Genomic DNA, 23,625 nt, shown 5'->3' with positions numbered 1-23,625 from the left:
TCTTGACTGGTGATGCGAAGCTTGCACGCCGTATATGGTTCTGGCAGAGTCGGGTTCAGTCTCGGTGGACTGGTCCTTGGCGGGTGGTGGAGCGGCGGGGTCGTTGTTTCGGGTCGATCGCAACTGGTGGGATGAACCATGGTTTGTGATCATCGCCCATTTTGATTTCCCAGATGCCGCGGAACCCACTGGTGCTGTGGATCAATCGGTGATGATTCCGGCAGAGGAGGGCGAGGTTGTCCATCACCGTCAAGCCTCCGGTTGACCACGGATTTATGTGGTGGGCGTCGCACCAGGCGGGTACCGCATCGCAGTTCGGGAAGGCGCAACCTTTGTCCCGGGCGATCAGCGCCGTTCGTTGTTCTGCTGTGACGAGACGCTTATGTGGAGTCGCATCCAACGGTGCGCCATTGCCGTCCATCGACACGGTCGAGAGCATGCAATCGCAGGCGAGCATCCGGGTGAGGCTAACGCTGAGTGGTCCCATCCAGGGCATGTATCCGACGTCAAGATCTTCGAAATCAGGCTCGTCGTCATCGAATGCACTGCCGTAGAACTCGGCATCGCTACCTGATGCGGTATCGCTGCGCGTGGTGGCGCATTCCCGATGCTCGGCAAGGTCTTTCGCGGTGATGTGCACGTTCACGTGCGGACGCTGACCACCGTCAACACCGGTCATGGCATTGTCGAGGTACCGACGGATCAGTTCGGTGAAGGCGTCGGCGGTTCGTTTGGCTGCCGACCGCTGATCCGGGGTTCCGTCGGCAGCCGGTTTCGGCATCGACAGACCCGAGAGAGCCGACAACAACATTTCGCCGGTCAACGCGTCGAAATCGCCCTTGATCGCGACCCGACCGTTCAACGTCGGCGAAATCCGCAAGACATTGAGGTCGTCGTCCTCACCGGGTGGGGTGTCGTCGGATTCGAATATCCGCTCGAGAACCGCAATCGCATACCGCAGTTTGATGGTGGTCGCCTCGACACCCGACGCGGCAGCGAGAAGGGTTGCCATGCAGGACGGTAACGCGTTCTCAGGCATACCTTTTGGTGGCGATTCGCAGAATGCCACGATTATCGCCGCATGATCGAACGAGAGGTCACCCGCCTCGAATTGAGCATTAATGTCCGGAAACCCTCGCAGCGCGGCACCGAGAGCGGCGATCTTGTTACCCGCCGCGTTCTGCAGCATCGTGTTCGCCGCCAACCAGCGCCCCACACCGCGGTAGCAGAGCACCTGCTCGTCCGGATTGAGTGACAACTCGTCGACTGCGGCAACCCGAATCGCTTCCAACCGAAGAATTTCCGCCGATACACAGACTGCAACGTCTCGAACCTCGGCCGGTCGTAGCCGCCACAACCTGCCGCGCACACCCGCAGCCGGACCGGCTACAACATCCTCCACCGAAACAAAATCGCTCACCGTAGTCATCAAGGCCTCCCCACCCTGACCCAATTATAGTCGAACAGACATTCGAATCAAGAGACATTTCGGGCACATTTCGGCCGAATGATATTTGTAGCCAGAATCTTTGACCAAAGCCGAAGTGGTTTCAGGAGCCGTGACGACCGGCGCGCTGAATCGAGAGTCGATGCTCGTACCGTTCCGACGCATGCACCGTCAACGAGATCTCGACCGGAACTCCATTGCCGTTCCGGTAGACCCGCTCGATGTGCAGGGCGGGTCTGCCCGGCGGGGTGTGCAGAATTTCGGCGATGTCGTCGGATACGAGAATCGCGGTGACAGTTTCTTCAGCTCCGGCAACAGGACCCGCGACGCTACCGACCGAGGCAAGGATGGTCCCGGGAGTACGGACTGTCGGGATCAGGTTCTCCGATATCAGTGTTTCGGCGACGTCGGGCGGAAGAATGATCGTGTTGACCGCATACGGCTGGTTGTCGATCCATCGCCGAACCTTCAACTGCGCCACAACAAGACTGTCGAGTTCGAGCTTCTCGGCGTGGACACGGTCGCGTTTGAGCTCGAGAGGCGAGATGACTTCCATCTCGGTGCCCGGCCACTCCTCGAGTTGTTCGATCGAATCGGTGGAGCGGACGGAGCGGCCGGTGCTGGGCTGATCCGTCGGAAATGTTCCCCGACCGCGGACGCGATATACCAGTCCGTCCGCCACAAGCTCCTGAAACGCTCGCCGCACCGTTTGTCGTCCGAGGCTGTACTCGGTCATCAGTTCGGTATCGGTGGGCAGCGGAGTGTCCTTGTCGTACCTGCCGGCAGCGACCGCTTCGGCGAGCGTCAGAGCCAGGCGCCGGTACCCCGGTAGATCGGTACTGCCCGACAGGACTGACCCGCCCATCTTGTTCTCCCAGATCATGGTCGATTGACTGCCGATAGTGTCATCGGCAACGCTATCCCATTCGGAAGAACCGGCGTGAGTCAGACGCGATTCGGTAGAGCGGCGTTGACTGCGTCGTCGAGCAGTCCGAGATTGCCGTCCAGCTCGGTGACGATCTTTCGGACGACGCCCACGTCCTTGCTCAGGAAATCTCCGACCGAATCTGCGAATGCGGACACTGAGCCCTTGGCTGAAACACTGGTCAGTGCACGGCTGTTGGAACTGCCGTATGGCAGGGCCGCGAGCAGATCGCCCTCGTCGATGCCGAGTTGTGTTCCCAGTGCGACAGCTTCGGTGAGAAGGCCGATCTGAGCGGCGAACAGAGCATTGTTGACTAGCTTGACCCGCTGTCCGTTGCCAGTGGGGCCGACATAGAGAACTGGATCTGCGTAGCTTTCCAGGGTCGGCTGGATGCGTGCCAGGGTGTTGGCATCGCCGCCGACAAAGAGGGTCAACCTACCTGCGGCGATATCGTGCGGTCCACCGCTGACCGGTGAGTCCACGACTGCGACACCAAACTGTGCTGCGTGCTCGGTTACGGCTTCAGCTGTGCGCGGGCTTCCCGTTGTATGCAACACCAGGGTGGATCCGCGAGGCATCGACGCGAGCAAGTCGCTGCCGAGACATATCTCGCGAACCTGCTCGTCCGTGAAAACGCAGATGATCACGAGGTCGGTATCGCCGCCGACCTCTGCGAAGGTGGACACGGCCTGCGCACCGGAGGCTTCCAGCGCAGTTTTTGTTGCGGCGGAGCGTGCAAGCCCGCGAACCTCGTGACCGGCTTCGACGAGACGGCTGACCATCGGTCCGCCCATCCGCCCGGCGCCGATGAACCCGACGCGTGTCATCGGCGGTGATCCATGAGTTCGAGGGTGGCGTCAGCTGCGGTCAGGACGACTCCGGTGGGTGCTTGGGCTGTTGTCGCGAGATCTGCAATCAGCCCGACGTCCTTCTGCAGCAATGTGCCCGCGTGCTGGGCGATACGCTCGAGCGTTCCACCGGCAGAGACGATCCGGCTCAGCGCGAAGCTGTTTGCCGTGCCGTGTGAGATCACGTCTCCGAGGCGGTTGGGATCAACACCGAGCGACTGGCCGAGCGCAAGCGTGTTCGCGGCTGTAGCCAAATTTGCCGTGAAGAGGAGATTGTTGAGCAGCTTCGTGATCTGACCGGACCCCAAAGGTCCAAGGTGAACAACAGGATTCGCGTACATCGAGAATACGGGACGGACGCGTTCGAAGTCTTCGTCGCTGCCGCCCACCATCACCAGAAGGCGGCCCTCGGTTGCGGCGATGCCACCGCCACTGACGGGAGCGTCAACGACGGAGATTCCTCGAGTAGCCGCTATTTCCCCGAGTTCGCGACAGGTATCCGGGTGAACCGTGCTGTGCACGGCAATGATTCCACCTGGCTTCATGCCCGCGAGGACGCCGTCCTCACCCGTGACAACGTCGAGAACATCGGCGTCGCTGCCGACGCAGATGCACACGAGATCGCTTGCCGCGCCTAGTTCCGCCGCAGATTCGGCGAACTTGGCTGCGGTGTCGGCAAAGGGAACGCGGGCTTCGGGACGTCGTGCCCACAGCGTGGTTTCGTAGCCGGAGTGGACGATTCGCCGTGCCATCGGCGCGCCTTGGCTACCGAGTCCGATGAATCCTACGTGCATCGCGGGTCCTCCTAGAGTGATCATGAAACCTCCTGTAGCTGTGGCCGCCAGAACAAGCCGAGAAGTACGGCGGTGCCGACCGCGCCCACTCCGAGGGCGATACCGCCACCTGCCCACCCGGAGAGTTCGATGTTCAGTGCGCCGTCGAGCGATATGCTGCCTGGCCCGAGCATGGCTGCGGCGAGCGCTACAAGCGCGAGCACCATCACATACTCGTAGCCGTCACGAAAGATGAAGAATCCGTTGGGGCGGTGTGCCAGTATCCCGGCAACCAGCATGACCGAGATGACGGCCGCACAGGCAAACGGATTCAGGAATCCGACGATCAGCAAGACACCGGCACCGACTTCGGTGACCACGCTCATCCAGGCCTGGAATGTGCCGTTGCGTAGTCCCAGTCCGCTGAACCAGCGAGCCGTGCCCTCGATCTTTCCGCCGCCGACCCAGTGATTGACTCCGTGAGCAATCATGGTCGAGCCCACGGCCAATCGGATCAGTAGAAGTGCAACATCTGCGGAATTCATGGGGTCACCTTCCGTGGCTCGCGTGCGCGGCCGTGCTGTCGTCTGTTGTCAGGTCTGCGAATTCGGATCGGCCGGCGATGCATTCCTCGACAAACGCCAAGGCGCGGAGGTGATATGCAGTCGCGGTGTAGCCAAGGCTGAGGTTGTGTCCACCGTCGAACTGCTTGTCCACGACTACTCTCGGCGCAGCGGTGAACAACTCGGCGACGGTGAGCAACGCCTCGGGATCGTTACGCCACACGTGCTCGTATTCGCCTGCAGTGAAATGGACGGGAATATTCACGCGTGCAGCAAGATTCGGAAAGTTCTCGCAGGGCCAACTTCGCACCACGTCACCTTCGTACTTCGGTGTCCGGGATGCGATCGGAAGACCGCCGAACAGTTCTTCCGGGTACAGCCGACTCGGCTGCCACAGCAACTCGCGCACGGCGATCGGATCGGCGTTGCGGGCGGTGACGCCCAGGATTTCCTGGGCAAGGGGCTGTTGCTCTCGGCCGGTGCCGGAGAGTTCGATTCCGAGGAAGGCGTCTCCGCGATCGTCCGCGGCCAACCTGGTGGCCAATTCGCAGCCGATGGAGTGAGCCAATACGAATATTCCTGCGCCGCGGTCGATTCCCTCGAGGTGACGCTCGAGCGCCGCATACGTTACGTCGACGCGAACATCGGGATCGACCAATTCGGTCGCATGGGGATTCGAGCTGCCGTAACCCGGCCGGTCGAGCGCCAGCACGGTGAATCCGAGGGCTGCTGCGGTGTGCAACAGCGACAGGCGGGGGTGCCCGGGGCAGTCGAAGTACGCAGAGTTTGTTGCTCCGCCATGCACAGCGAGAATGACCGCGCGCGGTTCTGGAACCTCGATCAGCAACGCGGACATGGGAATACCGTCGACATCGACGATCCGGTGTACGGGAACGGGGCCTGAAGCGGTCGTGCCAGCCGAACTGGCTACTACGGTATTCGTGGTGCTCATGTATCCGTCCTGAAAAATAGCGAGCAGGGTGAGCATTGAAACTTCGCCTTCACGAATGCGTTTCGTGAAGGCGAAGTCTCGAATCAGATGTGGTAGTCGTACGACTTCAGGTAGCCGCCGCCGTCGACGCGCATCTGCATGCCGGTGACGTAACGAGCTTGCTCCGACGCGAGGAAGAGGACGGTTTCGCTGATGTCCTCGGGCTCGACCCACGGGATCTGCATTGCCTGCTGAACCGGAAAGGACAGCACAGCGTCTTCACGGCCCGGGTTCTCGAGGTCGGGGCGGAATGACTTGTACATCGATTCGTTGTGCAGCATGTCGGTGTTGCAGTTGGTGGGGTGCACAACGTTTGCGCGAATTCCGCGAGGTGCGAGGTGCGTCGCCAGCTCGTGTACGTAGTGGGAGAGTGCACGCTTGGAGAACACGTAGGCAACTCCGCCGAGGTCCTTACCTGGTACATCGACCTTGCTGGTGTCGATCATGGACGCCGTCGAACCGGTGGCGATGATCGAGGCGCCCTTGCCCAGGTAGGGCAGCGCTGCCTGGATGGCATTGATGGTGCCGACGAGGTTGGTGTCGACGGTGTCGGACCAGGCCGCGATATCCGGTTCGCCGCGCATTCCGGCGACGCCTGCCTGCGCGACAACGATGTCGAGGTGACCCAACTCGGCAACGCCGCGCTCTAGTGCCGCACGCAGTTCGTCGACCTTACGGACGTCGGCCTTGGCAGTGACGATGCGGCGACCGTGCTTCTCGACGAGACGAGCGGTCTCCTCGAGATCCTCAGGAGTGGCCATCGGGTAGGTGATGGAATCGAAGTCGGCGCAGATGTCGACGGCGATGATGTCGGCGCCCTCTTCGGCCAAACGAACCGCATGGCTTCGGCCCTGACCTCGTGCTGCGCCGGTGATGAACGCAACCTTGCCTTCAACGCGTCCCATGGTGAATCCCTTCGTTTGATGTGTTGGGTTGTTCAAACTGGTTGCGCAACAGTGTTATTTGCCACGCGTGCAGCGGAAGGACTTAGGTGTTGCGGCCGCCGTTGACGCCGAGGATCTGACCGGTGATGTAGCCGGCCTCTTCGGAGATGAGGAACGCGCAGGCTGCGGCGATGTCTTCCGGTCGGCCGACGCGCCGAACCGGTGTCTTGGCAATGTGGTCTTCGACGGTGCCGCCCAGGAGACGCTTGCCTTCGGCCGTACGCAGCATCGGGGTGTCGATGAATCCCGGTGGCACGGCGTTGACGGTGATTCCTTCGGGACCGAGTTCCAGCGCCAAGGACTTGGTGAGTCCGTTGACCGCGGACTTGGATGCGACGTAGTGAGTCATGAACGGCTGCCCGGAATGCGCGCTGGACGACGAAATATTGACGATGCGTCCCCAGCCGGCTTCGAGCATGTCGGGGAGCGCCGCCTGGCAGCAGTGGAATACGCCGTCGAGGTTGACGTCGAGGACGCGCTTCCAATCGTCGAACGACAGTTTCGTGAATCGCTGGAATCCGTCGAGGCCGGCTGCGTTCACCAGAATGGTGACGGGACCCAACTCGGTGCGGATCTCCGCCAGAACCTCGTCCAACCGCGCGCGGTCCGTGACATTAGCTGTGTACGAATACTTTTCGTCCGAGGGTGTGAGGTCGATCGTGGCAACGTTGTAACCGTCGGCGCGCAGGCGTTCTGCGACAGCGCGGCCGATACCCGAACTGCCACCGGTGACAACTGCAGTTCGCGTGATCTGAGTACTCACGTTTTCTCCGTTCGCGGATTCGCTCATGCCCACGGCTCATTGCCGAGGATGGTGGTGCGGTGCATCGTTCGCTCCGACTTGGGGTCGTAGGGAAGTGCGCGGTGCAGCATTCCGGTGTTGTCCCAGATGACTACGTCGTCGACTTCCCACGTATGGCTGTAGGAGAAGCGCTCCTGAGTGGTCCATGCGAGCAGTTCGTCGAGGAGCGCCCGGCTTTCGTCGGGCTGCATTCCGACGACGTGGTCAGCCGTTGCGCCGAGGACGAGTGACTTGCGTCCGTCGCGGTGTTCCCAGACCAAGGATGATTCATGGGTGGGCAGACGGCGCCAGGATGCAAGTTGCTCGTCCGTGGGGTTCGGCTCGATAAGTCGCTGCGCAGCTTCGAAGCTGTGTACGACGCGAAGATCGTCGTAACGCTTACGTTCCTGCTCCGGCAGGTTCTCGTAAGCCGCGTAGGTGCTGGCGAATTCGGTGCCACCGCCAGTCATGGCCACGTGCCGTGCCGTCAGCATTGTCGCCTTGGCCGGCACGTCGTTGGTGGTGTCGTCGATGTGCCAATTGAACGTGCCCCGAAGGTATTCGGCCGACGGGTTCTTGGCCGGGTCGAGCGTGACCTTGAAAATTTCCTTGCCCGCGGGGGCCAATACCGGTCCGAGCTTGCGGCTGAATGCGACCTGAGCCTCGTCGTCGAGGTGCAAACCGCGGATGAGCAGCACCCCGCGCCACTTCAATGCCTCCAGGCATCTCGCAACTACAGCCTCGTCGTCCAAGCTGTCGATACCGATGACCTCTACGCCCAATGCCGGGCTGAGCGCCTTAGTCTCCATCAGAAGAATCTCCCTTCAATTTATGAGAACCATACTCTCGCCTTCATGATGCCCGCAAGAGTCGAAGAAGGGCAGATCACTCGGGTGGAAGTCCGGCGATCGGGGAACGCGGTTCGTTCCTGTGGGGCTATGCGAGAGTCTGTCTGATTGCTACAATTCCCGGAGCGAGAATGCAGTATTCTCATTTGTGAGAATGACGTATTCAAATCAGAGGGAGGCGAGATGCACTCGATGGATATCAGGAGTGACCTCCTGATTTACCGCGTACCTGCTCTCGCTTGAAGTTCTGAGCGATTTTCACGATTACGGGGAGACTGGCATGTCATACATCGCTTCGATAGGGACGTACCTACCGTGCTGGGGAACGTCGGATTCCCGCGTGCCGGGTGACGACGAGGACGCGATTACTCTCGCGGTCGAGGCCGGCAGAGCGGCGTGTAGCACCAGCACCTCCGTAGAACACGTCATTCTGGTGAGCCGGGATCTGCCGCTGCTGGAAAGTAGTAATGCCGCGGTTCTGCTGGCCGGACTCGGACTCGATCCAGAGCTGGAGGTGGTCGAGCGCCTCGGCGGCGCACCCGCAACGCTCGATGCCGTCAGTAATGCTCGGCCGCGGACACTGATCATCGGCGTCGACCTTGAACCGGCAGGGGCAGCCGCCGTACTGACGTCGGACCACGGACTGCGAGTCCGCACCGCTGCTCGGGTGTCGCGCAGCCTTCCGGTGCGTACTCGTAACTCCATTGGCGTTGTACATGATTACGGCGATCCGCGGTTGCTCAAGGAACGCGGATTTGTGGCATCGCTGTCAGCTGCGTGGGTGGATGCACCGGTTGCGGTAGCCGGTGTCGAGCACAAGCAGGCCACGACGTTGTGCGCGGCAGAGCCGGTTCGGCTACCGACACTCGGCGCGAGTTCGGGTCTGTTTGCCCTTGCTGCCATGGTCGATTCGGGAAGCACCGGATCGCTCGTCGGTGTCGAGCAGGCCAGCCTCTCGGGAGTCCGGGTCGCGGACGGCACTGCTGAGGTACACCGCCGGGAGCCCGCGCCGCGTCCCAAAGTGGAAGGCCAGTTCGTGCCGGGCGCCGATATTCCGATTTCGCTGGCAGCCTACGAGCGTGCCTTCGACGCAAAAGTCCGGTGGGAAGCGGGAAAATACGAGGACAGCGACGACCTGGACTTTCCCCCTCGCTATCGGGTCGACAACGACGGCACGCTGCAGACGGACTACACGTTTGTGCCACTACCACGTACCGGGTCGGTGTATACCGAAGTAACCGTGCATGTTCCGGTTCCCGGACTGAAGACTCCCTACTCCTTGGTGATCGTGGAACTCGACGACGTCGACGTTCGAGCGCTCGTAAAGGTGACCGGCGTCGAACCGGGAACTGTTGATCTCGGCGATCGTGGCCGGATGGTTCTACGCCGGGTGGCGATCCGCTCCGGGGTGCCGGACTACGGATACGCATTCGAACCGGAAACAGCATTTCTGATCGAGCAGGAGGCGGTATGAGAAACGTGGCGATAGTCGGCGCGGGGATGACACCCTTTGCCGAGCATTTCACCCTGGGTATCAAAGACCTGTTGCCCATGGCGTTCTCCGAATGCGCCGCCAGTATCGACAAGGGCTTGGACAAGTCCGATCTGCAGGCGGCCTGGTTCGGTGCGATGGGAACTCCAGACGGCTTTCCGTCCGGCATTCTCGCGGACACTCTCGGCCTGGCCGACATCCCCGTAACACGCATCGAAAACTCCTGTGCAACAGGCCATGATGCCGTGCGCAACGCGCTGTTCGGAATCGCGTCCGGTGCCTTCGACGTCGCAGTGGTCGTAGGAGCGGACAAACTCCGCGAGAGTGCGTCCAAAGACATGCTGTGGGAGTGGGAAGCTATGGCCCGCGACATGGCGTGGGATTACCCGCTCGGTCTGGTGGCTCCGGCCGGCTTCGCCTTGCACGTGCGTCGCTACCTGCACGAATCTCCTGCCACCCGGGAGCATATGGCCATGGTGGCCGTCAAGAATCATCTTCACGGCGTCAATAACCCGAAGGCCTGCAAGCGGTTCGAGATCACCATCGAGGAAGCTCTGAACGCACCGACCATCGTGACGCCGTTCAGTGCCTACGATTGCGCACCGCAGAGCGACGGCGCGGCAGCGTTGGTGCTGGCGGCAGAAGACGTCGTGGAGAGATACACCGATCGTCCGGTCTGGATCCGCGGCGTCGGCTTGGGCCTGGATTCCGTCATGCACCAGCACAAGCGTGACATGACGTCGTTCCCCGCCACGGTTCGCGCTGCGAAGCAAGCCTTTTCGATGGCCGGCATGACCCCTTCCGACGTGGATGTCGCAGAGGTACACGACTTCTTCACCGGCATCGAGTTGATCAGTTACGAGGATCTCGGCTTCGCCGACCGGTTCGAGGGGTTCAAACTCATCGAATCGGGAGCTACCGGAATCGGCGGCTCCATTCCGGTGAATCCGAGTGGAGGTCTGATCGCCAAGGGGCACCCGCCGGGAGCAACGGGTGTCGCGCAGTGCGTCGAGTTGTTCGAACAGCTACGCGGTGATGCCGTCAATCAAGTTGACGGTGCCCGGATCGGTTTGGCACACAACGTCGGTGGACCGACAGCCGTTGCAGCAGTGACCATTTTGGAGGGGCCGAACGTCTGACAGTAATAAGTACCGAGAACTTCAGGCAGTGGGCGAGCGTCGAGCGACGCTCACTCACTGCTGCCCAGAAGGCGACGCGCGAATCACCGACATGGTGTGTGAGCGCGTCGTCAATGGTGCTCTTTTGCAGTGCAACTGAAAGCTGATCGACTGTGTCGATAGCTCGAGATTTGCCGTAGCCGCCTGTGTTCACACGCCAGGCGGCTGGTCTTGTTGTCGTGGCCCGTGTCGGGCGTTTTCACCAGTGGCGCCGAAGATCTCGATAATCGTCTGTGTGTTTCTTCCTTCCTGGGTACTCGATTCCGGTGACGTGGGCATTCATCGACGTGCGGACCTGCGCAGAACCATTTTCCTTGACACTTTGCGCAATAGTGTCTAGTTTTATGATCGCTCAGCCAGGTGCCGCTCAGCCAGATTTACTGCGGCAGGGTTTGCCGTTGCAAGCCGAGCCCGGGTGGGTTGATCTCCGTTCCGCGCATTTCTCGAGGGGGTAGCAGTGTCCGTGGGTGACGTGACGGAATTTTTGCTGGGCCGGCGGCGGGCGCCGATTTTACCGATTGCCTTGCAATAGACACTGATTCATTGCAGTGATCGAGGTGGGGTCGCGCTCCTGGTGTCGATTCGCCTTGTGAGAGTCGGTGTTTCAGTGTGTTCGACGGGGGAAATACTGTAATGCGCACTCGGCGACGAAGGTTCGGTACGCACTGTGATCTTGACCTCATTCGGCAACTCGTGCTAAGAAGGTGCTCAGCATTTTAGTGTGAAAGCTGAGATCCGCACAGGTGGTCATCATCTTTCGGGGGCAATGCTCAGTTCGGAAGGTGGAAGATCACTCGGTAGCGGTGACGGCAGGTTCGACGCAATGCGTGCCCACTCTCGTATGCGGCGGCGGACTGAACTTGTGGGCGAACGGAAAGTGGAAGATCCATGGAGATCCCAGATCGAAGTTTTGGCCAGAAGCGTTCTGCATCAAGTGAAATCACGAGTTGGATGCACGGGTATACGCGACGGCATCCCGTTGCCGCACTGGAAACGGTTGGTGGACAATGCGTTCTCGGGCTTCGTGCGATCCAGTACTTGGTGATCGACATCGCGACATTCCGCTTTCCAGTAGCGGAGTTCGTGCGTCAGACGGCCTTCATGGCGTCGGCATCCGCCGTTCCGACTCTGTTTGTCGCTATACCGATCGGCGTGACATTGTCGATTCAATTCGGCTTGCTCGCCGGACAGGTCGGTGCGACATCCCTGGCGGGCGCTGCCAGTGGCCTCGCGGTGATCAGACAGGGCGCTCCGATGGTCGCTGCATTACTCATGGCATCGGCAGCGGGATCGGCGATATGCGCTGACCTCGGATCTCGCAAGATCCGCGACGAGATCGATGCGTTGGAGGTCATGGGGATTTCGGTGATCCGCAGGCTTGTGGTGCCCAGGCTTGTAGCGGCGATTACGGTTGGTGTTGCACTGACGGGGCTCGTCTGTTTTGTGGGATTCTTTTCCGGCTACCTGTTCAACACCTTTGTCCAGAACGGCACTCCCGGCAGTTTCGTGTCGACATTTGCATCCTTTGCCACCGTCGGTGATTTCTTCCTGACGATGATCAAGGCAGTGCTCTACGGCGCGATCGTGGCAATCGTCGCCTGCCACAAGGGACTTACCACTCGCGGTGGACCCGCCGGCGTTGCCAACTCGGTCAATGCCACAGTGGTGGCTTCGATCTTGCTCCTCATGGTCGTGAACGTGGTCCTGACACAGTTGTACGTGTTGATGTTCCCGCGGACGGGTTTCTAGATGGCATCGCGGTATTACCCGCCGGGTATGAGGTCAGCGGTCAAGGTGGTCTCGGCGCAGGCAACAGTTGTCATGCGTCTGGGTCACATGGTCACCTTTCTGGGCCGGGCACTGGCCGCAGTTCCCTGGACCTTGAGGCATTACCGGAAGGAATTTCTGCGGATTCTTGCCGATGTCACATGGGGCAACGGTTCGATCGTAGTTGGCGGCGGAACGGCGGGTGTGATCATCGTTCTGGGTGCCGCGGCGGGGGCGATCGTGGGAATCGAAGGCTACAACGCGTTGCATCTGCTCGGTTTGGAGCCGGCGACCGGGATGATCGCGTCGACCGCAACAACGAGGGAACTGGCACCCATCATGGCGTCGTTGGCTTTTGCCGCGCAAGCAGGATGCCGCTTCACAGCGCAACTGGGTGCGATGCGGATCTCGGAGGAGATCGACGCGATGGAAGCGCTGGCGATCCGTCCTATCCCGTATCTCGTGACAACGAGGCTAATGGCATCCGTGGTTGCGGTGGTGCCGCTGTATCTACTCTGCCTCGCCTTGAACTACGTTGCGGTGAAGGTAGTCATCGGGCTGTCGGGTGGGGTGTCGACAGGTACCTACGAGCACTACTTCCGCCTGGTTCTCAGCGCGACGGACATCGGTTACTCGTTGGTGAAAGCTGTTGTCTTCGTGATTATTACCTCTACCATTCAGTGCTACTACGGTTTCTTCGCGTCCGGTGGCCCACAAGGGGTAGGGACTGCCGCCGGCCGAGCGATGCGCGCCAGCATCTCCGCGATGATTGTCGTCAATCTGCTACTGACAGTAGCGTTCTGGGGCATCGGGTCCGGGGCAAGGCTCGGTGGGTAGCTGATGCCGATACTGTTCGAAGCCGACGGCCGAGGCCCCTCTGCGACAACACTTCTCCTGCACGGTGTTGGCGCGCTGATGGTCGTGGCGCTGCTGATCACCGGGCTGATCGCGAAAATGAACGGCGTCTTCGACAAGGCATTCGAGGTTACAGCGGTTCTTGCCGATGTCGGTGACGGATTGCCTGCGCGTTCGGATGTGAAATTTCGGGGCGTGCTGGTCGGAGTGGTGAACAGTGTGGATACATCGAGCGGCGGCGAGTCGAAGTATGTCGACATCGCTCTGAAACCGGAGTACGCGGCCGGGATTCCGGCAACCGTGACGGCTCGTGTTGTGCCCAGCAACGTCTTTGCCGTGTCGTCCGTTCAGTTGGTCGACAACGGGAGCGGCCCCCCGCTGTCGCCCGGCGCGGAAATCCCGCAAGACGAAAGTCTGTCGACGGTACAGTTGCAGACCGCGTTGACAAAACTCCGTGAAATCGTCTCTGCTACAGCACGTATCGGGACGGATCGCACACTCGGAATGCTCGCGGCCGTTGCGGCGGCAACAGACCGTCGGGGCGCCGATATCGTCACTGCGGGTGAGCAACTCCGCCGAATTGCCGCCGAACTCGGTGAGTTGACCACACCGAACGGTGAACCTTCCAGCTTGGGTGCGTTGTCCTCTGCCATCCGCGGTCTCCAAGAAGCTGCACCCGACCTTCTTGATGCCGTACACCATTCCGTCGTACCCATGCGGACCTTGGCGCAGAAGGATGCCGCGTTGACCGCGCTGCTGACTGCCGGTTCGACAACACTGTCGGAAGTCGGTTCCGTTCTCGACAACAACACGGACAAGATCGTCGCTATCACCACACAACTTTCACCGGTTCTCAGCGTAGTTGCCGACGGCAGTACGGAATTCGCGCCCATCGTCACGCGGATGAAAGTCATATCCGACAAGTGGTTCAGCGAGTTCTGGCCGGTGGGTCAGCAGAACGCGACGGGAAAATTCCTGTTCCAATTCACACCGCACAAGATGTACACCCGCGCCGATTGTCCCCGCTACGGTGAGTTGGCCGGTCCGAGTTGCGCGACTGCGCCGGAGACCGCCGCGCCACCTGTGGTAGCTGACGGCGTTGCCCGTCAATTCGACTTTGCCCCGACGTCCGGAGGGAATGTCGGTCCGGTCGGAAGTGCCCAGGAGAAGGAACTTCTGGGCGATCTTCTGGGAGGCGAATCGACCCCTGCCGACGAGTTCATCCTCGGACCGTTGGCCCGGGGCAACACCGTGCAGGTGACACCCGAACCCGACGTGCCACTCGAACTCGAGCAGGGGATCCGATGAGCTATCGAAAACCCTTGATCGGAATCGCCGTGTTCCTGCTGATCTCCTGTGGCCTCACATGGACGGTGTTCGTCACACTGCAGCGCGGTGTTCAGGGCGAGACTAAATCCTTTACCGCGGTCTTCACCGACGTATCGGGATTACGCGCCGGCGACGACGTGCGGATGGCTGGGGTTCGGGTGGGGCGCGTCGATTCGGTCAGTCTCGACGGAACGCTCGCGCGGGTGGCTTTTCGGATCGAATCGGACCAAGCGCTGTACGGCAACACCAAAGCCGCGATCACGTATCAGAACATCATCGGGCAGCGCTATCTCGGGTTGTCCCTCGGTGAGCAGGGGGAACCTCGAGTTTTGGTGAGTGGGGACGAGATTCCGGTGGAGAACACGGAACCATCCTTCGACATCTCGATTCTTCTCAATGGTTTCGAACCGCTGTTCAGCGTGCTCGATCCGCAGCAGATCGACAATGTCACAACCGCGATTGTCAGTGCACTGCAAGGTGATTCCGGATCGATCACCACATTGGTATCCGAGACGTCGACCCTTGCCGAGTCGTTTGCCGGCCCGGACAAGATTCTGGGCGACATCATCGTCAATCTGGACGGCATCGTTCACAGCCTCGCACTGCAGAGCACCAACGTCGACACGATGATCACGCAGGCACGGACGATCTTCGAACAGCTGGCAGCCAGGCGCGGCGAAATGGTCGACTCGTTGGATTCGATCGCGCTCGTTGCCGATCAAGTAGCGACACTGTCGAGCGACGTCGCCCCAGACCTGAGTGAGTTCCTCACTCGAGAACCGGGTTTCGCCCAGCACTTCCTGGACAACAAGGACACCTTCGGATACTTCGGTTTCAACTTACCGCCGATGTTGAAAGGGCTTGCGCGAGCGAGCCAGGACGGAAGTTACATCAACACGTACCTGTGCAATCTCAATGTCACCCTCGTCCCGGCGATCAGTGCCGTGATCCCCGCGATCGTTGCGCAGTCGACGCCCGGTGGTCAGATTACCCAGTCGAAGATTTGCAGGTAAGCGAAAGATGATCAGAGAAGCCACATCGAATTACGCTCGGAGACTGCGTAAGCCCCTCGAGGATCGCAGTGCACTGGGGATCGGGGTCTTGACGGTGGCAGGTCTTGCCATCGCGATGGTCGTTGCCCTCTGGGTTACATCCGCGGGAATCGGCAAGGTCAGCTACGACGCCGAATTCACTCAGGCCGCCGGAGTCAGCGCGGGGGACGCGGTCACCATCGCGGGTGTTCCAGTGGGAACCGTCGATGGTGTTCGACTCGCAGGAGATCACGTTGTCGTGACCATGCAGATCGACGAGGGTGTCTCACTGGGAGCCGGTACCGCAGCTTCCATCAAGTTGACGACGTTGTTGGGATCGCGATACGTCGAGATCCGTCCCGGCGGTGACGGTGACATTGCCGATCATCGGATCGGGTTGGCCAACACCGAAGTTCCCTACGATCTGCAGCAGACACTGGATAATGCGACCACCACATTCGAGCAGGTTGACGCGGAGAAGATCGGGCAAACACTTACCACGTTGTCCGATCAACTGGAGGGCACACCTGCGCTCGTACCGCAGGTACTCGCGAATATCGAGAACTTGTCTTCGGTGCTGGCCGAACGGCGCGGACAGATCGGTTCGCTGCTGACCAGTACAAGTGAGGTGACAACTGTAATCCGCGGGCAGCAGAACAGTCTGGGTGAGTTGGTGCGCAACGGCCGTGACGTGTTGGCGGAAATCAATGCCAGACGGGAAGTGGTCGACCAACTACTCGTATCGACCACCGCACTCGTAGACCAACTGCACAACGTCGTTGTCAATGACAGTCCGGCAATCGACGAACTGATCAACAATCTGAATGGCCTGCTCCAAAGCCTGAGCAACAATGACGATCTGCTGCGCAACACATTGGAGATCCTGCCGGTTCCGTTGCGCAACTTCGCCAATACCTCCGGGACCGCCAACGAAGTCGATTTCACGGCCCCCGCTGGGCCTTTCATCGACTCGTGGATGTGCGCTGTCAGCGGCCATGCAAACGAGATGAACTTGCCGCCCTATCTGAAGGACTGCAAATGAGATCTCTCGTATCGATAGCGAAGGTCGCGTTGGTAGTTGTTCTCGCTACTGCCGGTTGTTCGGGTATTCGCAGCGCAACCTCGATGGACAATACGATCACCGTCACGGCGCAATTCGACAGTGGCGCAGGACTGTACGAAGGGAACTCCGTCTCGGTTCTCGGCGTTCCGATCGGTTCGGTGACCAGCATCGTCCCCCGCGGCACCGTGGTGGAAGTAACGATGAGCCTCGACAGCGGAGTCAAGATCCCGGAAACTGCGCAGGCAGTAACTGTGTCGACGTCGGTGTTGACCGACCGTCATGTCGAAATCACTCCGCCATACCGGGACGGCCCGGTGATGACGGACGGCGACATCATCCCGATGGACCGAACAAAGACTCCCGTCGAATTCGATCGACTGATCGCCATGGCGGACAAGATGGCGATCGAGTTGCAGGGCGATGGAGAGGGTTCCGGCCCGGTCGCTGACCTACTCGGGATCGGCAGCGCGATGGTCGACGGGAACGGGCAAGCCATCAAGTCGTCACTGAGCCAGTTGGCGTCGGCGCTGCAACTGGGTAGCGACGGCGGCGCGCAAACACAGAATGCCATCACGACTGTTGTGGACAATCTTGCAGTCTTGACTTCCGTTGCCGCGAACAATGATCAGGACATTCGTGAATTCGGTTCAGCCCTGGCGCAAGTGAGTGATCTGCTCGGTGAGGCGGACTTGGGCTCGGGGGACACCGGTACCAAGCTCAACGAAATCCTTGTCGAGGCAGATAAACTTCTCGCGGCCAACCAGGGAACTCTGCAATCGACAGTGACCAACGCAAACACCGTGGTGACCGCATTGGCCGACTATCGGCGTGAACTTTCTGAATTTCTTACTGTCACCCCACTTTTGATGGACAACGCTTACAACGCAATCGATCAGGAGAACGGCGGTGCGAGGGTGCACGCTCAGCTGGAAAAGGTCTTTCTCGACGGGCAGTTGGTCAAGGAGATCTGCAATGTCCTCGGTCTGCGTCAGCTTGGCTGCAGTACGGGAACACTCGAAGATTTCGGCCCGGACTTCGGGATCTCCGGGATGCTCGAGGGCTTGGCGGGGTTGCCGCGATGACGCCCGGAGGGTGGCGGGTTGTTTCCGCCGGGGCATGCGCCGGTCTGATGCTGTCCACGGCAGCGTGTGGTGTGGGGCTCGAGAGTCTCCCGTTGCCGGCACCTGGAGTTTCCGGGGACTACTACACGCTGTACGCGGTCTTCGACAATGCACTCAATCTGCCCGCCCAAGCGAAGGTGAAACTCCAAGGTGCAGACATCGGCGAGGTCGAAGCGATGAGAGTGCAGAACTACGAAGCGATAGTCACGATGCGGATCAAGGATGGAATCAGCCTGCCGGTCGGGGCGGGCGCGGAATTGCGGTCGGCGACACCGCTGGGAGACGTGTTTGTCGCAGTGGAACCCCCGCCTGGACCTGCGTCGAACGGTGCTCTTCTGTCCGACGGAGACAGCATCCCGATTGCGTCGACTTCGTCTGCGGCGACGATCGAAGAACTCCTCACCACATCGTCGTTCTTGATCAACGGAGGCGTCCTGCGCAACCTGACGAAGGTTGTCAACGGGCTCGGAGAAGCTGTCGGCGGACGAGGTGAGGAAATGGCGGACCTGATCGGTGAATCGACCGCTCTGATCGGGACACTGTCGAGCCGGAGCAACGAGATTCGTGAGACGCTTGCGTCGACCAATCAGCTTCTCGTGACGGTGTCGGAGCAGCAATCGTCGATCGACGACGCGATTTCGGCAGCCGGTCCCGCGCTCGGCACTCTGAACGCCAACACTGCGCAAATGCTTGATCTGCTCGCACAGGTGGCGCAGGTAAGTAGTCAAGTGGGAAAGTTCCCGTCGGTGAGCGGTACCGGCGCAGGCGGGATGGTCGCCGACATCAACACAATCGCTGCAGAACTCAACGACGCGGCAACCGATCCCAACGCGAGCCTCGCAGCCGTCAACAGGCTTTTGCCGCCACTCCTCAAGATCACCAACTCGACGTCCGCCCATGTCAATGCCGACCTGGAACAGCTCGCTATCGGGGCGATTGCGGATCCGAACCATCCCGCTGACCCTGGCAGCCGACTTCCGGATTCGAGCGACTGGGATGCGCTGGTGGGAACGATTACCTACACGCTGATGCGGTTGCAGGGCAGAGTGCTGGGGACCGGCCGATGAACAAGCAGATCCCTGACGGTGAGGGTGAGATGGGCCCGGTTGCGCGGCTGTCGGAAGTCCCCGCGGCAGCTCTCGTCAGCGCCGTCCGCTTCAGTAGCGCTCACCGACTCACAATGTCGGTGGTTGCACTCGCCGCAACCCTGGTTGTCGGCGTGGTGTACCTGACCTTCGGGGTCTTTCACCTGAGCCCGATCAGCTCGAAGATTACCGTGCGCGTGCATTTTTCGATATCCGGCGGGCTGCTGCCGCAGCAGGAGGTGATGCTCCGCGGAGTTCCTGTGGGAAAGGTGAATTCGGTCGAGTTGACCGACAGTGGTGTAGTTGCCGTCGCGGAGATCGACGGGGGTGTCGAGATTCCACTGGGCGGTGAAGTGCGTGTGGCGGGACTGTCGATGGCAGGCGAACAGTATCTGGACTTCAGGCCTACCACCGACAGTGGTCCGTATCTTGTCGACGGATCGGAAATCTCTTCCGACGAAACGTCGACCCCGGTGCCGCTGGCGTCCATGTTGGGAAACCTTGACGGCATGCTGGCCCAAATCGATCCTGCCGAACTCGAGATGATCGTCGCGGAACTCGGCGTCGGACCGGAAGGGCCGAAGAAACTGTCGGCGATACTCGACGGCGGCGCCTTCCTCGTCTCGACGCTCGATTCGGTATTACCGCAGACGGCAACCCTTCTGCGCAGCAGCAAGGTTTTGCTCGGCACACTTGGTGACAGCGGCCCTGGGCTGCGCAGTACTGCGAGCAATCTGTCGGAACTTCTGCTCGGCGTCGAAGCGAAGGACACGGGGCTTCGTGAGTTCCTCGACGGTACGCCGTCGACTCTGAAGTCGATTGACGCGCTCATCGCCGACAACTCGCCGACAATGGTTCAGCTCCTCGGCAATCTGACGACGGTAGCCCAGATGGCCTACTTGAACGTACCTGCGCTGCAAGAGTTCTTCGTCCCGACATACCGTCAAGGCTCCACACTCGAAGCACTCACATCTGTTTTTCACGACGGGGGAATCTGGGCGTTTGTCAACATCTACCCGCGCTATTCGTGTGACTACGACTTGCCACGTCTACCGGCGACGGTTCCGGATTTCCCGGAACCGTACCTGTACACGTATTGCGACAACGAGGACCCGTCGGTGCTTGTCCGCGGCGCTCGGAATGCGCCACGTCAACCAGGTGACGACACCGCCGGCCCGCCTGCCGGTGTTGCACCCGACACACGAGCGTCGCCGACACCGATTGGGCCTCAATCGATTCCACTTCCCTATGGAGGTCCTGATCTCGAACAGAGTCCACCGGGGTGAACGCGGAAGAGCAGTTGAAACAGGAACATCGCAGCAGAGGAGAAGGAAAAATGAGCGAACGCGGTTCGACGACAACAATCGACAAGGCTGCAGATCTGGACCCGGAAGTAGACGAATCCGCAGCGGATGGCATGAGTGATGTGGGGTCGAGCGACACGGAGCCGGAGGTTCGCGTTCGCCGATGGGGGAGAGTAGTCGGAATCTCTGTGATTGCAGCCGTGGTGGCCATATCACTGTCCATGGCAGCAGTTTTCGGTTGGAAGCTACACGAAGCGCGCGCTGTCGACTCGGCAGCGGCCGCCGCACTCGATGCGGCGCGCCAGTACGCGGTGACTCTGACAAGTGTGAGTTCGGATTCGCTCGATCAGAACTTTGCGGCCGTACTCGACGGAGCCACCGGGGAATTCAAGGACATGTATTCCCAGTCCAGTGAACAGTTGAAGCAACTGCTGGTCGACAACAAGGCCGCAGCTCAGGGAGTTGTGATCGATGCCGGGATCAAATCGGCGACCGCTACGGAAGTCGAGGTCCTGTTGTTCATCGACCAGACCGTCAGCAATACCGTCGCACCTGATCCGCGGATCGACCGCAGTCGAGTCGTGATGACGATGAACCTGGTGGACGGTCGCTGGCTCGCCGGCAAGGTGGATCTACCGTGACACCGCGAGCGGGGAGCGGGGATGCCACTTGGACGGCCCCGCTCCGCACTCATTCACGTTCGGAGAGAGCCGCTCTGGGACATTGTGCAATCGACGTGCGAACTCGGTCTTCGGCGTCGTGCGGTACCTGGCCGGCAGTTACTTCCAATTCCTCGTTGATGTCGAGGGCAAATACTTCCGGCGCGTTTTCCACGCAGAGTGCATTTGCCTCACACAGATTCTTGTCGACGACGACGCGCATTCGGAGTCCTCCCTGATCAAGTTCACGGCTCGAATCCATGCCGTGTTGCACTGAGTGCGCGAACGAAATTGGTTCCAGCGGATCGGAACGCATACCCGCGTGAATGTAAAGTCATCCACCACCTTGGATACTGTACCTTCGCAGAAGAGATTGCAAGCCCCAAAAGGGTTAGGGCTGTGTCTAATTCGTGTCTTCGAGTCGTTCGCCTTCGAGTCGAACCAAATACTCCTCGACCAAGGCGAAGGTCTCCGCGTGCCCACCGAAAACGCCGAGTGACTCTTCCATCACGAGTACGCGTGACAAGCTTGTGATCAATACCAGCGCTGCGGCAGGCGGGCATGTTTTCGGATCGATACCATACTCCTGCAACACATTTCCCATTATTTCGAGTTGAGCTGCGCGGAATCGCTCGGAGTAGTCGGCGATTTCCGCCCGGATGACTTTCCGATGATTGGCGAGGGCGACAAACTCCATAGTGAAGGCGGTGCCCTCCGCTGCGATGCTGAACTCCCACAGTGCTCTCAGGGGTTGTGGCGATTTCAGTAGTTCGGCCTGACGCTCGAGACCTTCTACCGCGCGGCGACGAAACAGTTCGAGAAACAGATCGTCCATCGTGCGGAAGTAGTAGTACACGAGCGGCGGCTTCAGCCCGGCCTTCTTTGCGATGCGGCGAGAGCTGACCGCCGCATACCCCTCTTCCAGCATGACTTGTTCTGCGGCGTCGAGGAGGAGTGCTCGATTTTTTGCATCAGGTGCGCCGATTCTGCGTGGCGAAGTCATCCGTGGCTCCCTAAGCGTCAAAGGCTGGTCATGTGAACGGTTCTCGCTACAGCCTAATGCGAAGAAAACTCCGCTAGACCATTGCCTACACCCTAAGCTACGCATATGCTCAGCAATATGTTGATCGACTGATCAGCATTTGCCAGGCGACGTCGACAATTCGGCTCGCCTAGATGCCCGTCGACCCCGCCCGTCCCGAGGGTGCGCTGCCTTCCGACACACGTGCCTAGCCCCAAAGACGTCAATGCCCTGCTTTCCGACACAGGAGACCCGTAATGACTGAAATCGATCAGGTCGACTTCTTCACCGATCCGTCGATCGTGGATGATCCGTACCCGTACTTCGAATCCCTACGCGCGCAGTGTCCCGTCGTGAGAGAGCCACACCACGGTGTTGTTGCCGTGACGGGGTACGACGCGGCGACTGCTGTGTACCGCGACTCCGAGGTGTTCTCGTCGTGTGTTTCGGCAACGGGCCCCTTCCCCGGGTTGCCGTTCGAACCCGAGGGTGACGACCTCGGCGCTCTGATCGAGCAGTACCGCGATCATTTCCCGCTGCACGAGCATCTGGTGACCATGGACATGCCGCAGCACGCGGCGCACCGGTCGTTGTTGAAGCGACTGCTGACGCCCAGGCGTTTGGCGGAGAACGAAGAGTTCATGTGGCGGCTCGCGGATCGCCAGATCGACGAGTTCATCGCCCGGGGCTCGTGCAACCTCATGAGCGACTATGCGCAACCGTTTGCGCTGCTTGTCATTGCTGATCTGCTCGGTGTACCGGAAGAGGACCATCAGGTATTTCGCGTGACGCTCGGCGCGCAACAGGCGGGCTCGATCGACGAGTCCGAGGCCTTCACGAGCAATCCGCTCGAGTTCCTGGCAGAGCGATTCACGTCGTACATCGAGGACCGTCGACGGGAACCGCGCGACGATGTTCTGACGGCCATCGCCACAGCCAAGTATCCCGACGGCTCGACTCCGGAGGTCGTCGATCTCGTGCACGTCGCGTGCTTCTTGTTCGCTGCCGGCCAGGACACGACGGCGCGGTTGTTGACCGCGTCCTTCCGATTCATCGCCGAGAATCCCGAACTGCAGCAACTGCTTCGCGACGAACCGGAACGTATACCCAATTTCGTCGAGGAGACACTTCGGATGGAGGGTCCGGTCAAGAGCGACTTCAGGCTTGCGAAGAACCCGACAACTGTTGGCGACATGGATGTTCCGGCCGGGACCATCGTCATGATCTTGAACAGTGCGGTGAACCGTGATCCGGAAAGGTTCGAAGATCCCGACACGTTCGACATCGAACGGCAGAATGCGCGCGAGCACATAGCTTTCGGTCGAGGAATCCACGCGTGCCCGGGTGGTCCGCTGGCCCGCGTCGAATCACGTGTCAGCATCACTCGACTTCTGGATCGACTGAAGGACATTCGGATTTCCGAGGCCGAGCACGGACCAGCTGACTCGCGGACGTACGAATACGAACCGACATACATTCTGCGGGGCCTCAAGGCGCTGCATCTCGACTACACCCCCGCGACGGAATCCTCGTCGGCGGAATCCGTGATGACTGAAACCCACTGACTAGCACCCACTGACTAGCACCCACTAACTAGCAC

At 60.3% G+C, this 23,625-nt stretch carries 23 protein-coding genes; 12 read left to right on the top strand and 11 right to left on the bottom strand.

What is annotated here, in order from left to right; genetic code table 11:
- Positions 1 to 55: 55 nt before the first annotated feature.
- The 9 genes from KYT97_RS13985 to KYT97_RS13945 all read right to left on the bottom strand — a co-directional run bounded on the left by KYT97_RS13985 (position 56) and on the right by KYT97_RS13945 (position 8,081).
- Positions 56 to 1,429, bottom strand: coding sequence for an HNH endonuclease signature motif containing protein (locus KYT97_RS13985; protein WP_219112628.1), 1,374 nt, complete (start codon positions 1,427 to 1,429; stop codon positions 56 to 58).
- Positions 1,430 to 1,550: 121 nt separating this feature from the next.
- On the bottom strand, positions 1,551 to 2,312 hold the full coding sequence (locus KYT97_RS13980) for a GntR family transcriptional regulator (protein ID WP_162487724.1): 762 nt from the start codon (positions 2,310 to 2,312) through the stop codon (positions 1,551 to 1,553).
- 80 nt (positions 2,313 to 2,392) lie between these two features.
- Positions 2,393 to 3,199 carry an NAD(P)-dependent oxidoreductase gene (locus tag KYT97_RS13975; RefSeq protein ID WP_033231778.1) on the bottom strand — a complete coding sequence of 269 codons (807 nt, stop codon included), beginning with the start codon at positions 3,197 to 3,199 and terminating at the stop codon, positions 2,393 to 2,395.
- Positions 3,196 to 4,014: an NAD(P)-dependent oxidoreductase gene (locus KYT97_RS13970; RefSeq protein WP_045064732.1), complete on the bottom strand. Its 819-nt coding sequence runs from the start codon at positions 4,012 to 4,014 to the stop codon at positions 3,196 to 3,198. The genes KYT97_RS13975 and KYT97_RS13970 overlap by 4 nt, the downstream gene beginning before the upstream one ends.
- Positions 4,015 to 4,034: 20 nt before the next feature.
- Positions 4,035 to 4,538 (bottom strand): DoxX family protein, encoded by a 504-nt coding sequence (locus KYT97_RS13965; RefSeq protein WP_033231776.1) that lies wholly within the window; start codon positions 4,536 to 4,538, stop codon positions 4,035 to 4,037.
- Positions 4,539 to 4,542: 4 nt separating this feature from the next.
- Complete coding sequence (locus tag KYT97_RS13960) at positions 4,543 to 5,508, bottom strand: alpha/beta hydrolase (RefSeq protein WP_219112626.1); 966 nt, start codon at positions 5,506 to 5,508, stop codon at positions 4,543 to 4,545.
- An 83-nt stretch (positions 5,509 to 5,591) separates the two neighbouring features.
- Positions 5,592 to 6,452, bottom strand: a complete 861-nt coding sequence (locus tag KYT97_RS13955; protein WP_033231775.1) for a mycofactocin-coupled SDR family oxidoreductase — start codon at positions 6,450 to 6,452, stop codon at positions 5,592 to 5,594.
- A gap of 82 nt (positions 6,453 to 6,534) precedes the next feature.
- On the bottom strand, positions 6,535 to 7,254 hold the full coding sequence (locus KYT97_RS13950; RefSeq protein WP_230590010.1) for an SDR family NAD(P)-dependent oxidoreductase: 720 nt from the start codon (positions 7,252 to 7,254) through the stop codon (positions 6,535 to 6,537).
- Positions 7,255 to 7,277: 23 nt separating this feature from the next.
- Positions 7,278 to 8,081 (bottom strand): TauD/TfdA dioxygenase family protein, encoded by an 804-nt coding sequence (locus KYT97_RS13945; RefSeq protein ID WP_080711616.1) that lies wholly within the window; start codon positions 8,079 to 8,081, stop codon positions 7,278 to 7,280.
- A 319-nt stretch (positions 8,082 to 8,400) separates the two neighbouring features.
- Here KYT97_RS13945 and KYT97_RS13940 point away from each other — a divergent pair, with 319 nt between their 5' ends.
- The 11 genes from KYT97_RS13940 (at position 8,401) to KYT97_RS13890 (ending at position 20,986) form a co-directional block, all read left to right on the top strand.
- On the top strand, positions 8,401 to 9,594 hold the full coding sequence (locus KYT97_RS13940; RefSeq protein ID WP_033231773.1) for an OB-fold domain-containing protein: 1,194 nt from the start codon (positions 8,401 to 8,403) through the stop codon (positions 9,592 to 9,594).
- Positions 9,591 to 10,751, top strand: a complete 1,161-nt coding sequence (locus tag KYT97_RS13935; protein WP_033231772.1) for a thiolase C-terminal domain-containing protein — start codon at positions 9,591 to 9,593, stop codon at positions 10,749 to 10,751. The genes KYT97_RS13940 and KYT97_RS13935 overlap by 4 nt, the downstream gene beginning before the upstream one ends.
- A 927-nt stretch (positions 10,752 to 11,678) precedes the next feature.
- Positions 11,679 to 12,539 carry an MlaE family ABC transporter permease gene (locus KYT97_RS13930; RefSeq protein WP_033231771.1) on the top strand — a complete coding sequence of 287 codons (861 nt, stop codon included), beginning with the start codon at positions 11,679 to 11,681 and terminating at the stop codon, positions 12,537 to 12,539.
- Positions 12,540 to 13,394 carry an ABC transporter permease gene (locus tag KYT97_RS13925; protein WP_033231770.1) on the top strand — a complete coding sequence of 285 codons (855 nt, stop codon included), beginning with the start codon at positions 12,540 to 12,542 and terminating at the stop codon, positions 13,392 to 13,394.
- 3 nt (positions 13,395 to 13,397) lie between these two features.
- On the top strand, positions 13,398 to 14,720 hold the full coding sequence (locus KYT97_RS13920) for an MlaD family protein (RefSeq protein WP_095887046.1): 1,323 nt from the start codon (positions 13,398 to 13,400) through the stop codon (positions 14,718 to 14,720).
- Positions 14,717 to 15,754, top strand: coding sequence for an MCE family protein (locus KYT97_RS13915; protein WP_033231769.1), 1,038 nt, complete (start codon positions 14,717 to 14,719; stop codon positions 15,752 to 15,754). The genes KYT97_RS13920 and KYT97_RS13915 overlap by 4 nt, the downstream gene beginning before the upstream one ends.
- 7 nt (positions 15,755 to 15,761) lie before the next feature.
- The gene (locus KYT97_RS13910; RefSeq protein ID WP_219112624.1) at positions 15,762 to 16,814 is read left to right on the top strand and encodes an MCE family protein; all 1,053 of its coding nucleotides are present in this window, start codon (positions 15,762 to 15,764) and stop codon (positions 16,812 to 16,814) included.
- On the top strand, positions 16,811 to 17,917 hold the full coding sequence (locus tag KYT97_RS13905) for an MCE family protein (RefSeq protein WP_179300759.1): 1,107 nt from the start codon (positions 16,811 to 16,813) through the stop codon (positions 17,915 to 17,917). Before KYT97_RS13910 ends, KYT97_RS13905 begins: the two co-directional genes overlap by 4 nt.
- Positions 17,914 to 19,023: an MlaD family protein gene (locus KYT97_RS13900; RefSeq protein WP_033231768.1), complete on the top strand. Its 1,110-nt coding sequence runs from the start codon at positions 17,914 to 17,916 to the stop codon at positions 19,021 to 19,023. The genes KYT97_RS13905 and KYT97_RS13900 overlap by 4 nt, the downstream gene beginning before the upstream one ends.
- The gene (locus KYT97_RS13895) at positions 19,020 to 20,327 is read left to right on the top strand and encodes an MlaD family protein (RefSeq protein ID WP_080711615.1); all 1,308 of its coding nucleotides are present in this window, start codon (positions 19,020 to 19,022) and stop codon (positions 20,325 to 20,327) included. The genes KYT97_RS13900 and KYT97_RS13895 overlap by 4 nt, the downstream gene beginning before the upstream one ends.
- A 50-nt stretch (positions 20,328 to 20,377) precedes the next feature.
- A complete protein-coding gene (locus KYT97_RS13890; protein ID WP_219112622.1) occupies positions 20,378 to 20,986 on the top strand; it encodes a hypothetical protein in 609 nt (202 codons plus the stop codon).
- Between the two features lie 49 nt (positions 20,987 to 21,035).
- Here KYT97_RS13890 and KYT97_RS13885 read toward each other — a convergent pair whose 3' ends face one another.
- Together KYT97_RS13885 and KYT97_RS13880 are read right to left on the bottom strand one after the other, a co-directional pair.
- Complete coding sequence (locus KYT97_RS13885) at positions 21,036 to 21,227, bottom strand: ferredoxin (RefSeq protein ID WP_092803436.1); 192 nt, start codon at positions 21,225 to 21,227, stop codon at positions 21,036 to 21,038.
- Between the two features lie 180 nt (positions 21,228 to 21,407).
- Positions 21,408 to 22,007, bottom strand: a complete 600-nt coding sequence (locus tag KYT97_RS13880; RefSeq protein ID WP_095887043.1) for a TetR/AcrR family transcriptional regulator — start codon at positions 22,005 to 22,007, stop codon at positions 21,408 to 21,410.
- A 275-nt stretch (positions 22,008 to 22,282) separates the two neighbouring features.
- Between KYT97_RS13880 and KYT97_RS13875 the strand changes: the two genes are divergently transcribed.
- Positions 22,283 to 23,590, top strand: a complete 1,308-nt coding sequence (locus KYT97_RS13875) for a cytochrome P450 (RefSeq protein ID WP_045064720.1) — start codon at positions 22,283 to 22,285, stop codon at positions 23,588 to 23,590.
- The last annotated feature ends 35 nt before the right edge of the window (positions 23,591 to 23,625 follow it).

This window comes from Rhodococcus globerulus (assembly GCF_019334125.1).
Classification (GTDB): domain Bacteria; phylum Actinomycetota; class Actinomycetes; order Mycobacteriales; family Mycobacteriaceae; genus Rhodococcus_F; species Rhodococcus_F globerula.
The sequence above is the reverse complement of the archived record's forward strand: the minus strand, read 5'-3'. Positions and strand labels throughout refer to the sequence as shown.